Source organism: Maritimibacter alexandrii, assembly GCF_005871115.1.
In the GTDB taxonomy this organism is placed as follows: Bacteria; Pseudomonadota; Alphaproteobacteria; order Rhodobacterales; family Rhodobacteraceae; genus Maritimibacter; species Maritimibacter alkaliphilus.
Map to the genome: position 1 here is coordinate 695,739 of NZ_SWKQ01000013.1, position 13,826 is coordinate 709,564.

General features: G+C 65.4%; 15 protein-coding genes. 12 read left to right on the top strand and 3 right to left on the bottom strand.

Annotated features, from left to right (window positions below):
• Positions 1-18: 18 nt before the first annotated feature.
• A complete protein-coding gene (locus FCT00_RS16050; RefSeq protein ID WP_235889117.1) occupies positions 19-1,686 on the bottom strand; it encodes a D-alanyl-D-alanine carboxypeptidase family protein in 1,668 nt (555 codons plus the stop codon).
• Between the two features lie 333 nt (positions 1,687-2,019).
• Complete coding sequence (locus FCT00_RS16055) at positions 2,020-2,721, bottom strand: HAD family hydrolase (protein ID WP_138423811.1); 702 nt, start codon at positions 2,719-2,721, stop codon at positions 2,020-2,022.
• Positions 2,722-2,839: 118 nt separating this feature from the next.
• On the opposite strand from FCT00_RS16055, the gene clpS reads away from it, so the two are divergent.
• The 9 genes from clpS (at position 2,840) to recR (ending at position 10,734) form a co-directional block, all read left to right on the top strand.
• Positions 2,840-3,163, top strand: a complete 324-nt coding sequence (gene clpS / locus FCT00_RS16060; protein ID WP_138423812.1) for an ATP-dependent Clp protease adapter ClpS — start codon at positions 2,840-2,842, stop codon at positions 3,161-3,163.
• Between the two features lie 6 nt (positions 3,164-3,169).
• The gene (locus FCT00_RS16065) at positions 3,170-4,141 is read left to right on the top strand and encodes a methyltransferase (RefSeq protein ID WP_138423813.1); all 972 of its coding nucleotides are present in this window, start codon (positions 3,170-3,172) and stop codon (positions 4,139-4,141) included.
• Between the two features lie 39 nt (positions 4,142-4,180).
• Complete coding sequence (locus FCT00_RS16070) at positions 4,181-5,038, top strand: SDR family NAD(P)-dependent oxidoreductase (RefSeq protein ID WP_138423814.1); 858 nt, start codon at positions 4,181-4,183, stop codon at positions 5,036-5,038.
• Between the two features lie 187 nt (positions 5,039-5,225).
• Positions 5,226-5,936, top strand: coding sequence for a hypothetical protein (locus FCT00_RS16075; RefSeq protein ID WP_138423815.1), 711 nt, complete (start codon positions 5,226-5,228; stop codon positions 5,934-5,936).
• 139 nt (positions 5,937-6,075) lie between these two features.
• Positions 6,076-6,723: a hypothetical protein gene (locus tag FCT00_RS16080; protein WP_138423816.1), complete on the top strand. Its 648-nt coding sequence runs from the start codon at positions 6,076-6,078 to the stop codon at positions 6,721-6,723.
• A gap of 57 nt (positions 6,724-6,780) precedes the next feature.
• Entirely contained in the window at positions 6,781-7,671 is an 891-nt protein-coding gene (gene hemF, locus FCT00_RS16085) for an oxygen-dependent coproporphyrinogen oxidase (protein WP_138423817.1), read from the top strand.
• 264 nt (positions 7,672-7,935) lie between these two features.
• The gene (locus tag FCT00_RS16090; RefSeq protein WP_138423818.1) at positions 7,936-9,666 is read left to right on the top strand and encodes a DNA polymerase III subunit gamma/tau; all 1,731 of its coding nucleotides are present in this window, start codon (positions 7,936-7,938) and stop codon (positions 9,664-9,666) included.
• 164 nt (positions 9,667-9,830) lie between these two features.
• On the top strand, positions 9,831-10,130 hold the full coding sequence (locus FCT00_RS16095; protein WP_407943660.1) for a YbaB/EbfC family nucleoid-associated protein: 300 nt from the start codon (positions 9,831-9,833) through the stop codon (positions 10,128-10,130).
• A 7-nt stretch (positions 10,131-10,137) separates the two neighbouring features.
• Positions 10,138-10,734 (top strand): recombination mediator RecR, encoded by a 597-nt coding sequence (recR, locus tag FCT00_RS16100; protein WP_138423820.1) that lies wholly within the window; start codon positions 10,138-10,140, stop codon positions 10,732-10,734.
• Here recR and FCT00_RS16105 read toward each other — a convergent pair.
• Positions 10,731-11,099, bottom strand: coding sequence for a nuclear transport factor 2 family protein (locus FCT00_RS16105; protein ID WP_138423821.1), 369 nt, complete (start codon positions 11,097-11,099; stop codon positions 10,731-10,733). The genes recR and FCT00_RS16105 overlap by 4 nt on opposite strands.
• A gap of 137 nt (positions 11,100-11,236) precedes the next feature.
• Between FCT00_RS16105 and FCT00_RS16110 the strand changes: the two genes are divergently transcribed.
• The 3 genes from FCT00_RS16110 to FCT00_RS16120 all read left to right on the top strand — a co-directional run bounded on the left by FCT00_RS16110 (position 11,237) and on the right by FCT00_RS16120 (position 13,826).
• Positions 11,237-12,187: an ABC transporter ATP-binding protein gene (locus tag FCT00_RS16110; protein WP_138423822.1), complete on the top strand. Its 951-nt coding sequence runs from the start codon at positions 11,237-11,239 to the stop codon at positions 12,185-12,187.
• Complete coding sequence (locus tag FCT00_RS16115; protein WP_138423823.1) at positions 12,184-12,945, top strand: ABC transporter permease; 762 nt, start codon at positions 12,184-12,186, stop codon at positions 12,943-12,945. Before FCT00_RS16110 ends, FCT00_RS16115 begins: the two co-directional genes overlap by 4 nt.
• 86 nt (positions 12,946-13,031) lie before the next feature.
• Positions 13,032-13,826, top strand: a complete 795-nt coding sequence (locus FCT00_RS16120; RefSeq protein WP_138423824.1) for a S49 family peptidase — start codon at positions 13,032-13,034, stop codon at positions 13,824-13,826.

A 13,826-nucleotide genomic window follows, 5' to 3' on the forward strand; every position in this document is an offset into this window, starting at 1 on the left:
GTCCGGTGCGGACCGGGCCTAGCTCGCCCCGGCCTCGATCACCGTGCAGGACGTGTCGCGCACCGAGAGCCGCCGACAGGCGAGTTCGGCGCTTTCCTTGGTCATGCCCACGAAGTTTGCGTTGAACCCCTGACGCGACTTGCCGACCTTTCGAAGCGCCTCGCCCAAGGTCGCGAGTTCCGACAGGGCGGTCCTGAGGAGCACTTTCTCGGCCTCGTATTGGGTCGTGTAGATGCCGACGTTGATGCCCCAGTGACGCCCGCCCGAGGTGGACATGCGCGTCACCAGTTCCGGTGCAGCCGGGGCGGCGGCGCCCGAGCTTTCCACGCTGACGAGGATCATGTCGTCGGGCCGCGCGGGCGGGACCGGAGCGATCTCCGGCGCGGCGAGCGAGGCATTGATGATCGGCGTCGCGTCGTCCTGCGCGATTGGCGGGGTTTCGGCCGCCACGCCCGCCTCGGCCACCTCTTGCGGCGCGGTCTGCGGCGTCATCGCGGGGTCGGGCTGCGGCGTTTCGGCCGGGTCTGCGACCGTCGCCACCTCGACCGCTTCGCCCGACTCGGTCGGTTCCGTCGTTTCCGCTTCGGCCACTGTGTCCGCGTCCGTCTCGGCCACATCCGGCGCCGCGAGGATGCCTGCGATCACGTCTTCGACCGCTTCCGATGTCGCGGGGTCGAAGGCCATGCCGGGGCGCGGTCTGGGGCGGATCGACTTGGCCGGCGCTCCGACGACGCGGATCGTCTTGCCCGCCCCGCCCGGCTCGTCGAGCTCGTTGTTCGCGACCAAGGGCGCCGAAGCACCAAGTCCACTGTTGCCCATGTAGGGCGGCTTCGACGGCGGTCGCACGGCGACGTTGTTGCCCGCCTGTCTGAAACCCATGTCCAGAAGCTCGGCCATCTGCGCGTCGCGCGACGGGCCGGACGTGCCGCCGAAGATCGTCGCGATGATGCGCTTGTTGCCGCGATGCGCGCTGGCCGTCAGGTTCGACCCCGAAGCGCGGGTATAGCCGGTCTTGATGCCGTCCGCGCCCTCATAGGTCGTGAGGAACCGGCGGTTGGTGCTGGGCACCGTCTTGACGCCGACATCGGCGGAGGTGCGCGAGAACAGGTTGTAATACTGCGGGTAGTCGTAGAACAGGTGCCGCCCCAACGTGGTCATGTCCCGCGCGGTGGACAGGTGCCCTTCGGCGGTCAGCCCGTGCATATTCTCGAAATGCGTGCGCGTCATGCCCAGCGCCTTGGCGGTGCGGTTCATCCGGGCGGCGAAGGCCTCTTCCGACCCCGAGATCGCTTCGCCCAGCGCCGTGGCGGCGTCGTTCGCGGATTTGACGGCGGCGGCGCGGATCAGGTGGCGCAGTCGCACCTGCGAGCCTTCGCGGAACCCGATTTTTGACGGCGGCTCGGCCGAGGCATTGCGCGAGATCGTCACGAGGCTGTCGAGGGAAATCTCGCCATGCTCGACCGCCTCGAACACGATGTAGAGTGTCATCATCTTGGTGAGCGAAGCAGGGTGCAGCCGCGCATCGGCGTTGCGTTCGTGCAGCACCTGCCCGGATCGCGCGTCCACCACCAGCGCGGCGTAGGGCGCGGCGAGCGCGGGCGCACCGGCCAGCGTCAGGGCCACCACGATGAATGCCAGAAAAGTGCGGACTGCCTGCCCGACACGACGAAGAGCGTCGCTTGCCATCACTGCCTCATTCCCCGGACGGTTGTTTTTTTGATGTCCGGATTTTTCTGCTTGGGGCAAGCGTAGCACGGCCCCTGAGCCGAGAAAACAGTTAAGTCTCAGTTGCTTTGCCGAAAGACATCATGCCGCGCTCAACATCTAGCGTGTCCCATTTGGTGCACCGCCAAATGCTGGAATGTGGCGACATTGTGTCAGGCCGGCGGACCTGAAAGGCGCGGGCGGCGGGGCCGCCCGCACAGGATTTGCGCCGCGCCGACTGCGTCGGCCCGTCGCGGTGGCGAGGGGACCAGTCCCCTCGCGCTCCCCTGAAGTATTTTCGAAACGAAGAAGAGGTCAGTCGAGGCTTGCGAGGATGGCCGGGAGGGCACCCAGCCGGGGGATTTCGCGAAAGCGTGGGTGCTCGGTCGGGGGCTCGGCATGTTCGAAGGACCATGTAAGGTCATGCGGGACATGGGTGCCCCAGGCCCCCGCTTCGATCACCGGAAGCACGTCGGATTTGAGCGAATTGCCGACCATCATCGCGGTGTCCGGCACCACCTCGCGCCGCCGGAAAATCTCGGCATAGACCGGGGGCGTCTTGTCCGACACGATCTCGACCCCGTCGAACAGGTCGCCAAGACCGGATTGCGCCAGCTTGCGCTCCTGATCCAGAAGGTCGCCCTTGGTGATGAGCAGGATATGGTGGCTTTCGGCCAGCGCGCCCACCGTCTCCTCGACATCCGGCAAAAGCTCGATCGGGTGCGAGAGCATCTCCTGCCCCGCCGCGATGATCTCGGCGATCACCGTCGCGGGCACGCGTGCCTCGGTCACTTCGATGGCGGTCTCGATCATCGACAGAACGAAGCCCTTGATGCCGAACCCGTAGTGCCCGAGGTTGCGCCGTTCGGCCGCCATGAGCCGCTCTTCCAGATGCCCGCGCTCGGCGTGATCGGCCAGAAGGTCCGCGAATCGTTCCTGCGTCAGGCGGAAAAATTGCTCGTTCTGCCAGAGCGTATCGTCGGCATCGAATGCGATTGTCTTTATTTTTCCTGCCATTGTGACCACTCCCTGCCGAAGGCCCCCTTTATTTGCGTGGCCACCCCATTATATTGTCGGCCTCATGCGGGCAAATTGCGATCACATGGAGAGCGGATTGGCGAGCGACCTCAAACTCATGGCTGACGAACCGAACGGCCCGCCGGGCGGGGACACCCAGCTTGCGGTCCGGCCCAAGGCCAAGTCCAAACGCCCGCCGCTTTACAAGGTGCTGCTCATCAATGACGATTTCACCCCGATGGAATTCGTCGTCATGGTGCTGGAGCGGTTCTTCGGCATGAACCACGCGCAGGCGTTCGAGATCATGCTGACGGTCCACAAGAAGGGGCTCGCGGTGGTCGGCGTGTTCTCCTACGAGATCGCCGAGACCAAGGTGAATCAGGTGATGGAAATGGCCCGTCAGTACCAGCACCCCCTGCAATGCACGATGGAGCGGGAATAGCCCGCCATGTCATCCGCCAGACTATCGCACGCGCTGGAGTCCGGCGCGCTCGTGCTGCCCGAAGGTCGCATCGCGGTCTTCGGCCCGCCGATCGGCGCCGATCTGTCGCCGCTGGAGCGTGACCGGGTCGACATCGTGAGCCGGTTTTTCCCCGATGCACGCTACTGGCAGGGGCTAGGCTACGGGGTCTTGCAGGCACCCGAGGGCACGTATGCGACCGCGCTGGTATTCCTGCCCCGCGCCAAGGATGCCGCGCGCGCCCTTCTTGCGCAGGCATCGGGCTGTGCCGGGTTCCTGATCGTGGACGGGCAGAAGACCGACGGGGTGGATTCGATCCTGAAAGCGGTCAAGACCGTGGCCGGAACGATCGGTGTCACCTCGAAATCCCACGGCAAACTGTTCTGGCTCGCCGCACCGGACTTTCCGGGGTGGGCGGGTCAGGCGCGCACGGTCGAGGGCTTCGTCACACGCCCCGGTGTGTTTTCGGCGGACGGGCCCGACAAAGGCTCGCGCGCGCTGGTCGACGCGCTTCCCGCGCTTTCGGGCCGGGTGGTCGACCTTGGCGCAGGCTGGGGGTTCCTCGCGCGCCACATCCTGACCTCGGACAAGGTGACCGCGCTCGATCTGGTCGAGGCCGATCTGACCGCGCTCGACTGCGCGCGTGAGAACGTGACCGACCCGCGGGCGTCGTTCCATTGGGCCGATGCGACGGATTACCGGCCCGACACCCCTGTCGATGTCGTCGTCTCGAACCCGCCGTTTCACACCGGGCGCGCCGGCGACCCCGGCCTTGGCCGCGCCTTCATCGCATCGGCCGCGGCCATGCTTGCCCCGACCGGCACTTTCTGGATGGTCGCCAACCGCCATTTGCCCTATGAGGACGCGCTGACCGCGCAGTTCCGCGAGGTGGACGAGGTCGGCGGCACGCCGGGCTTCAAGGTGATCCGTGCGTCGAAACCCCTTCGCAGCCGGACCTGAATGCCCCTAGTCTCGACCCCGGTGAATCAGGAGACCTGAATGTCCTTTTCTATCACGGGCAAGACCGTCATCGTCACGGGCGCCGCCAATGGCGTCGGCCTCGCCATCGCCCGCCATCTGGCCGAGTCCGGCGCCAACGTCATGTGCGCCGACATGGACGAGGTGAAGCTGGCCGAGGAATTCGGCTCCAACCCCGATATGGACGTGCTGCCCGCCGCCGGGGCCGACCCGGTCGAGGAAGAGGCCTCGAAGGTGCGCATCTTCGCGGGCGACCTGCGCGAAAAGCTGACCATCGCCAATCTGCTGTCGGCCACAATCGACGCCTTCGACCGGGTCGACATTCTCGTCAACGCCTCGCGTCAGGTGATCGCGATGGACCCGCTGGACAGCGAAGACAAGACCGTCGAAACCCTGATCGACCAGAACCTGATGACCGCGCTCAAGCTCAGTCAGGCCGTCGCCAAGCGGATGATCCAGCAGGCGAAGGACGAGGATGCCGAAGAGCCGCCGCAATCCATCGGCGCCATCGTCAACCTGACCTCGATTGCCGCGACACGCACCCGGCCCGCGCTGATGGGGTTCTCCATCGCATCGGCCGCGCTGGAACAGATGACCCGCTCCATGGCCGTCGCGCTCGCCCCGCACAAGATCCGGGTGAATGCGGTCGGCTTCGGTTCGGTCATGTCGACGAGCCTGCGCGAAGCCTGCGCGGCCGATCCGAACCTGCGCGAAGAGGTCATCCACGGCACCCCGCTGGGCCGGATCGCCGAGGCGAGCGAGGTGGCGGAAGCCGTCCATTTCCTCGCCGCCGATGCCTCGCGCTTCATGACCGGACAGGTGGTGATGGTCGACGGTGGGCGCACGGTGATCGACGTGGTGGACAGCGACCGGCACTAGCCCCGGCGAACGGGTCCGCGCCTTCGGGCCGTCCTGCAAAAGCGGTCGGACCCGCGCCTAGCGCCGGTTTTCCGGCCGGTTCATCCGGCAGGCAAACCCCCTGTTCAGGGGGATGTCTCAACGCCCTGCGAAACCCTATCCATAAGGCGATGCGCCGCCTGCGGTGCACAGCACCAAGGGGGTTTCCATGAATCATTCCAGACGCATTCTCGCGGCGACGGCCGCACTCGCGGCAGCGACGTCCATGTCGGGCTGTGCGCTCTTCGGTATCGGGCCGGGCGGGTCCACCGCCGACCCGGTGGCGACCGCGGCCCTGGCGGTCCAGACCCGCGACGATTTCAACGCCTTGGCCAGCGTGGATTCGACGCTGCCGACGAGCGGTGAGGCGAATTATTCGGGCTTCATGGCGGGTGTCGTGAAGGACACGCAGTTCACCGGCGGCAACCCGACCCAGATCGGGCGCATGCTGGTCGGCGACGCGAATTTCGAGGTCGCATTCATGGCCAGCGACGTCGACTTCTCGGGCACGGTCAGCAACATCCTCGCCAAGGACGAGACCGACCAGAACGAGTTCTACATCGCCCTCACCTCCGGTACGGCTGCCGACGTTCAGGCGCTTCTCGAAACCTATGACGGCACCAGCGGCGAGCTGACCTTCACCAACGGTCGCCTCGACACGCCGGTCGGCACCACCAAGAACATCACGTCCAACGTATCGGGCACGGTCACCCACAACGGCGACGCCATCGAATTCGGCGGCACCACCCGCGGCTATTTCATCGGCGCCAACGGAGAAGGCATGTTCGTGAACGCGGAGACGCACGAAGGGCTGACCATCAAGGAAAACGGCGTCGACCGTTTCGGCGACTTCGGCATTCGGCTCGTCGAAACGAACTGATCCGGCGACGGCCCCGGTGCGATTGGGATCGGGGCCACGCCAGCGGACGATGGACAAATCCCCCTGAACATCCTAGAGTTGTAGCGGGGATACATGCCTAGCGCATGGGATGAGGGCCGAACGACCCGAAAGGGATGCCATGTCCTGTGCCCGCGCCCTGCCCTTCGTCCTTCTTTTGTCCGCCTGCGCCGCCCAGTCCGGCAGCAACGCTTCGCCCGAGGTGATCGCAAGCAGCGTCGCCGACGTCATCGCCGACCTGTCGGGCGTCGGGGCGGCGCCCGCGACCATGCCCACCTCGGGCGGCGCGACCTATACCGGCTACGCGACCGCCTTCGTCAAGGAAACGATCACCGATCAGATCGGGCGTCAGCTCGTCGGCACCGCCGCGCTGGATGCGACCTTCACGGCGGCGGGGGCCCGGATCGACGGCTCGGTCGGCAACATGCTCGGCAAGACCGGGGTGAACCAGACCGAACTGTTCAGCGCGATCCAGAACGGGCACGCGGGCGACATCGAAGACATCCTCGCCGATTACAGCGAGGCGACGGGCCAGATCGCGGTCGAAAGCACCGGCGCAAGCGGGGCCAATTTCGAGGTGACGATCGACGGCACGATCACGCATGAGGGCGACGCGCTGCATTTCGACGGGCGTGGCACCGGCAATTTCTCGGGCGACGGGGCGACGGGCGTTCAGGTCACGGGCACCGCAGGGGGTGCGGGGAACATGACGCTGACCGAAAACAACGCGCTGCGCGCCGGAACGCTTGCGGTGGTCGCGGCACAGTAGTCCATTTACCTGCGCGGACGCTTGGCATAGGCAAGGCCCGTTGCAGGAGGACCGCCGATGACCGACATGATGGACGACCAGAAAGCTCGCGCAAGCGCGTGGTTCCGGGACTTACGCGACCAGATCGTCGCGGCCTTCGAGGCGCTCGAAGACAGCCAGACGACCGGCCCCTTCGCCGAAAACGCCCCGGGCCGGTTCGAGGTCAAATCGACCACCCGCACCTCCGACGACGGCTCGGACGCGGGCGGCGGTCTGATGTCGGTCATGCGCGGCGGGCGCGTGTTCGAAAAGGTCGGCGTCAACATCTCGACCGTCTACGGCGTGCTGGGCGAGGCGGCCCAGAAAAGCATGGCCGCGCGCGGCGTGCCAGGGATCGAGGCGGACCCGAGCTTCTGGGCCTCTGGCATTTCGCTCGTCGCCCATATGCAAAACCCCCACAGCCCGGCGGTGCATATGAACACGCGGATGTTCTGGACCCCCGGCGCATGGTGGTTCGGCGGTGGTGCCGACCTGAACCCCTGCATCGAATACGACGAGGACACGGCGCATTTCCACGCCGCGATGAAGGCGGGCTGCGACCCGCACGACCCGGCCTATTACGACCGCTACAAGGCCTGGGCGGACGAGTATTTCTACATCCCGCACCGCCGCCGCGCGCGGGGCGTGGGCGGCATCTTCTACGACGACCACAACACCGGCGACTGGGAGGCCGACTTCGCCTTCACCAAAGACGTCGGGCGCGCCTTCCTCCCCGCCTTCCTGCCGGTGACGGAGAAACGCCGCGACACGCCCTGGGACAAGGCCGACAAGGACACGCAACTCGTGCACCGGGGCCTCTATGCCGAATACAACCTCGTCTACGACCGCGGCACCAAGTTCGGCCTCGCCACCAGCCACGACCCGGACGCGGTGTTGATGAGCCTGCCCCCGCTCGCCAAGTGGGTGTGAGACGGCAGAGGGGGGCTGTCTGCCCCCCACGGCGGCAAGCCGCCGTTCCCCCCGAAGGTTTCCGGAAACAGAGAAGGGGCGGCCGTTAACCTTAATGCGCCCGTCCCCTCTTCTCTGTTTCAAAAAACCTCGGGGGAGTCGGCCAGCTTGCTGGACGACGGGGGCAGCGCCCCCTGACGGCGAAAGCGCGGGATCGGGCGGCAAGGTCCGGTAGACGCCCGTCCGGCCAGCCACTAAATTCGACCAGACTCACCCGGAGGCCAAATGTCCGACAGCACCGAATATCAGGTTCTCGCCCGCAAATACCGGCCCGAGACCTTCGCCGACCTGATCGGGCAGGAGGCGATGGTGCGCACGCTGCGCAATGCCTTCGCGGCGGACCGGATCGCGCAGGCCTTCGTGATGACCGGCATCCGGGGGATCGGCAAGACGACCACGGCGCGGATCATCGCCAAGGGCATGAACTGCATCGGGCCGGACGGGACCGGCGGGCCGACGGTCGAACCCTGCGGCCAGTGCGAACACTGCGTGGCCATCGCCGAGGGGCGCCATGTCGATGTGATGGAAATGGACGCGGCCTCGCGCACGGGTGTGGGCGACATTCGCGAGATCATCGACAGCGTTCACTACCGGGCGGCTTCTGCGCGCTACAAGATCTACATCATCGACGAGGTTCACATGCTGTCGACGAGCGCGTTCAACGCGCTTCTGAAGACGCTCGAGGAACCGCCGGCGCATGTGAAGTTCATCTTCGCCACCACCGAGATCCGCAAGGTGCCGGTTACGGTGTTGTCGCGCTGCCAGCGCTTCGACCTGCGCCGGATCGAGCCCGAGGACATGATCGGCCTGTTGCGCAAGATCGCCGCCAAGGAAAATGCCGAGATTGCAGACGACGCCCTCGCGCTCATCACCCGGGCCGCGGAAGGCTCGGCGCGCGATGCCACCTCGCTTCTCGATCAGGCGATCAGCCACGGCGCGGGGGAAACCACCGCCGATCAGGTCCGCGCCATGTTGGGTCTTGCGGACCGGGGCCGCGTGCTTGATCTGATCGACATGATCCTGCGCGGTGATGCCGCCGGGGCGCTCGCCGAACTGTCCGCGCAATACGCTGACGGGGCCGACCCGATGGCCGTGCTGCGCGATCTGGCCGAGGTCACGCATTGGGTGAGCGTCATCAAGATCACGCCCGAGGCTGCCGAGGATCCGACCGTATCCCCCGATGAGCGCGCGCGCGGACAGGCGATGGCCGAGGCGCTGTCACAGCGGGTGCTCGCGCGCATGTGGCAGATGCTTCTGAAGGCGATCGAAGAGGTCGGCATGGCCCCCAACGCCATGATGGCCGCCGAAATGGCGGTGATCCGTCTGACCCATGTGTCGGACCTTCCTTCGCCCGAGGAACTCCTGAAAAAGCTTCAGGACACGCCGCCCCCGCCCCCCACCGCGCCCGCAGGTGGCCCGGCGCCCGGCGGCGGTTCGACCAACGGCTATGCGACCAGCCGCGCGCCCTCGGGTGGCGGCGGCACCGTGACCGCGCTCGCCCCGCAGTCCGAGAACGCGCTGGCCCGTTATCCGACCTTCGAGAGCGTCGTGCGGCTGATCCGCGCGAACCGCGATGTGAAGCTCTTGGTCGAGGTCGAGACCTGCATCCGGCTTGCCGCCTACCAGCCCGGCCGGATCGAATTCACGCCGACGCCCGACGCCCCCCGCGACCTCGCCGCGCGTCTGGCGCAGCGGCTTCAGGGCTGGACCGGCGCGCGCTGGGGCGTCTCGCTCGTCAACGACGCCGAGGTGCCGACCATCGCCGAGACCCGCGATGCCGAGGAGAACGAGATCAAGGCCAAGGCGACCGAGCACCCGTTGGTGCAGGCCGTCCTCGCCGCCTTTCCCAAGGCGCGCATCACCGAAATCCGCACCCCGGACGAGTTGGAGGCCGAGGCGCAGGTCGAGGCGCTGCCCGAGGTCGAGGACGAATGGGATCCGTTTGAGGATGGGTGAGGTGCCTGCACCTCACCCTCTCAGACATTCTTGGCGTCCAGCCTTGTGGCCCCGCCCGGCCATTGCGATATAGAGACCGACACCCGAACAAGAGGGAGACACCCATGCTCAAAGGACTTGGCGGTCTTGGCGATATGACCAAGATGATGAAGGCCGCACAGGAAATGCAAACCAAGATGGGCGAGATGCAGGAACGTCTCGACACCATCACCGTGGTCGGCGAAAGCGGCGCGGGGCTGGTCAAGGCGACCTCCACGGCCAAGGGCGAACTGGTGGGGCTGGACATCGACCCGTCGATCTTCGACCCGAACGATAAAGAAGTGGTCGAGGACCTGATCCTCGCCGCGATCAAGGACGCGCAGGTGAAAGCCTCGGAACGCTCCAGCCAGGAAATGCAGAAGATCACCGAGGAACTCGGCCTGCCCGCGGGCATGGGCAACCCCTTCGGCGGCATGGGCGGCTGACGGAACCTTGAGCGAAGCGCCGCGCGACATCGAGAACCTGATCGAGTTGATGGCCAAGCTGCCGGGCCTCGGCCCGCGCTCGGCCCGTCGCGCCGTGCTGCACCTGATCCGCAAGCGCGGGCTGCTTCTGGCCCCCCTTGCCGACGCGATGCATGCCGTCGCCGTTTCGGCCCGCGAGTGCATCACCTGCGGCAATGTCGGCACGACCGAGGTCTGCGACATCTGCTCCTCGGAAAAGCGGGCGACGGGCGAGTTGTGCGTGGTCGAGGATGTGGCGGACCTTTGGGCGATGGAACGCGCGGGCGTCTTCAAGGGCCGCTATCACGTGCTGGGCGGCACGCTGTCCGCGCTCGATGCCATCGGTCCGGACGAGTTGCGCATCCCCAAGCTGGTCAGCCGCGTGGGCGACGAGAACATCACCGAAGTGATCCTTGCGTTAAACGCCACGGTCGATGGCCAGACCACGGCGCATTACATCGCGGAAGAGTTGGAGGGGCGCTGTGACGTCACCTCGCTTGCCCAAGGTGTGCCCATCGGCGGTGAACTCGACTATCTCGACGACGGCACCATCACCGCGGCGCTCAGGGCGCGCAAGCGGGTCTAACGCTCCAGCGGAACCTGCTTGTGGCAGGTCAGCAGCCAGTCGCCCGCGCATTTCACATAAACGCTTTCGCATTTCGCCACATACGCGGCCACGCCGTCGCGTTTGCCTTCGGCGCGATAGGTCAGGCGCGCCTTGTTCCCCAGTTTCTCGACATCACGATCGAAGAACGACACGCTATCCCAGCGCGGCGCATTTTCCAGCGCGTTCAAAACCTGCTCGCCTTTCAGCAGTCCGGTCGGCTCGGGGAAGTCCATCACCGCGTCGGGCACCATGTGCGCGCGGTAGAAATCAGGGCCTTCGAGCCAGAAATTTTCCTCTTCGGCCCAAAGGCTTTCGGTGGCGGGCGTGTCATCCAGTGAAGTCATGCAAACGTAACGCTGCTGACGCAGCATCGTTCCGAGAGGTGATCGGTGCGTAACGTAAGTCGGGCCTGTGCATCACCGGGGGTGGCGAGCGGCCGCCAAACGACATAGGTTCCGTGAGCGCAAACAGGAGGGGCCCAATGGCACCGATCATTTCCGTCAAGAACCTGCAAAAAACATATGACAACGGATTTCAGGCGCTCAAGGGCGTCGATCTGGATATCCAGGAGGGCGAGGTTCTGGCCCTGCTCGGCCCGAACGGCGCGGGCAAGACCACGCTGATTTCCATCATCTGCGGACTGGCGCGCGCCACCGGCGGCTCGGTCACGGTCGGCGGCCACGACATTTCCAAGGACTTCCGCGAGGCCCGCAAGCTGATCGGTCTGGTCCCGCAGGAAATGTCGATCGAGATCTTCGAGAAGGTCGAGCCGAACGTGAAGCATTCGCGCCGCCTGTTCGGCAAGGGCAAGAACGATGCCTATGTCGAGCAGATCCTCAGGGATCTGACGCTGTGGGACAAGAAGGACAACCGCATCCGCGAGCTGTCGGGCGGCATGAAACGCCGGGTGATGATCGCCAAGGCGCTCAGCCACGAGCCGCGCATCCTGTTCCTCGACGAGCCGACCGCCGGCGTGGATGTCGAACTGCGCAAAGAGATGTGGGCGGTCATGTCGGAACTCAAGAAATCCGGCGTCACGATCATCCTCACCACCCATTACATCGAAGAGGCCGAGGCGATGGCGGATCGCGTCGGCGTCATCTCGAAAGGTGAGCTTCTGCTGGTCGAAGAGACCGAGACGCTGATGAAATCCTTCGGGAAAAAGATGTTGGAGATCGAACTCGACAAGCCCGTCGACGCCATTCCCCCGGCACTCGTGGATCGCGGCGTGACCTTGGGCGAGGACGGCCGCACGCTTTACTATTCCTACGACACCGCCGCCGAGAAGACCGGGATCACCGATCTGCTGGCCGAGGTGCGCAAGGCCGGGCTGACCATGTCCGACCTGTCCACCCGTCAAAGCTCGCTCGAAGACATCTTCGTCGATCTCGTCGCCAAGCAGAAAGAAGAAGAAACGGAGGACGCGGCATGAACTGGCACGCGGTCGCAGCAATCTACCGGTTCGAAATGGCGCGGACGTTCCGCTCCATCGGTCAGTCGGTCATCAGCCCGGTCGTTTCGACCTCGCTTTACTTCGTCGTCTTCGGCACCGCCATCGGCAGCCGGATCGACACGGTCGAAGGCATCGCCTATGGCGCCTTCATCGTGCCGGGTCTGATGATGCTTCAGATGCTCATGCAGTCGGTGTCGAACGCCGCGCTCGGCATCTACTTCCCGAAGTTCGTCGGCACGATATACGAAGTGCTTTCGGCCCCCGTCTCGGTCCCCGAAATCGTCATGGGCTATGTCGGGGCGGCGGCGACCAAGGCCTTGATGATCGGGCTCATCATCTTGGGCACGGCGTCCTTCTTCGTGGACCTTCAGATCGCGCATCCGCTTGCGATGCTCGCCTTCATGATCCTGACCTGCGTGACCTTCTCGCTCTTCGGGTTCATCATCGGCATCTGGGCGGACAACTTCGAACAGGTGAACCTGATCCCGATGCTGGTCATCACCCCGCTCGTCTTCCTTGGCGGCGCCTTCTACTCGATCTCGATGTTGCCGGAGGCATGGCAGACGGTGGCGCTGTTCAACCCCGTGGTCTACCTCGTCTCGGGTTTCCGCTGGTCGTTCTTCGCCATGTCCGACGTTCCCGTCGGCATCTCGCTGGTCGCCATCGGGGTCGTGCTGGTCGCCTGTCTTGCGGTCATCACCGCGATCTTCCGCACCGGCTGGAAACTGCGGACCTGACGAACCCGACGTCATTGCCACAGGGGGGCGACAATCATCGCCCGCTGGCCTTGTAGCCCCCCTGTCGCGCCTCTACATCGACCCCTATGAAGCGCTTTATTCCTTTCATGACGCCCGACCCCACGGTCGCGGTGATCCGCCTCCATGGGTCCATTTCCACAGGCACGCGTGGTCAGTTGAACGATGTCGCGATGGCCGGACCGATCGAACGGGCGTTCCGCCGCAAACCCAAGGCGGTGGCGCTGTCGATCAACTCCCCCGGCGGCAGCCCCGTGCAATCCTCGCTCATCGCGGCCCGCATCCGGCGGCTCGCGGACGAGAAAGAGGTGCCGGTCTACGCCTTCGTCGAGGATGCGGCGGCCTCGGGCGGCTACTGGCTCGCCTGTGCGGCGGATGAGATCTATGCCGACCGGTCCTCGATCCTCGGCTCCATCGGCGTCATCATGGCCAGCTTCGGCGCGCATGAGTTCATCGCCAAGCACGGCATCGAACGCCGGGTCTACACCTCGGGCGAGTCGAAGTCGCAACTCGACCCGTTCAAGCCGGAAGACCCCAAGGACGTCGAGCGCATCAAGGCGGTGGGCAGCGAAATTCACGAGGCGTTCATCGAACATGTCAAAACCGCCCGCAAAGACAAGCTGGCCGACGATCCGTCGCTTTTCACCGGGGAATTCTGGGTCGGGCAAAAGGCTGTCGACCTTGGCCTTGCCGATGGTATCGGCCACCTCGTCCCGTTCATGAAGGAAAAGTTCGGCAAGGACGTGAAGTTCGCCGTCCTCGGCCCGAAGAAATCGCTGTTCAAACGGTTCGGCGCGCAGATCGCCGAAGACGCCATCGCCTCGGTCGAGGATCGGGCGGCATGGGCGCGGTTCGGTCTCTGA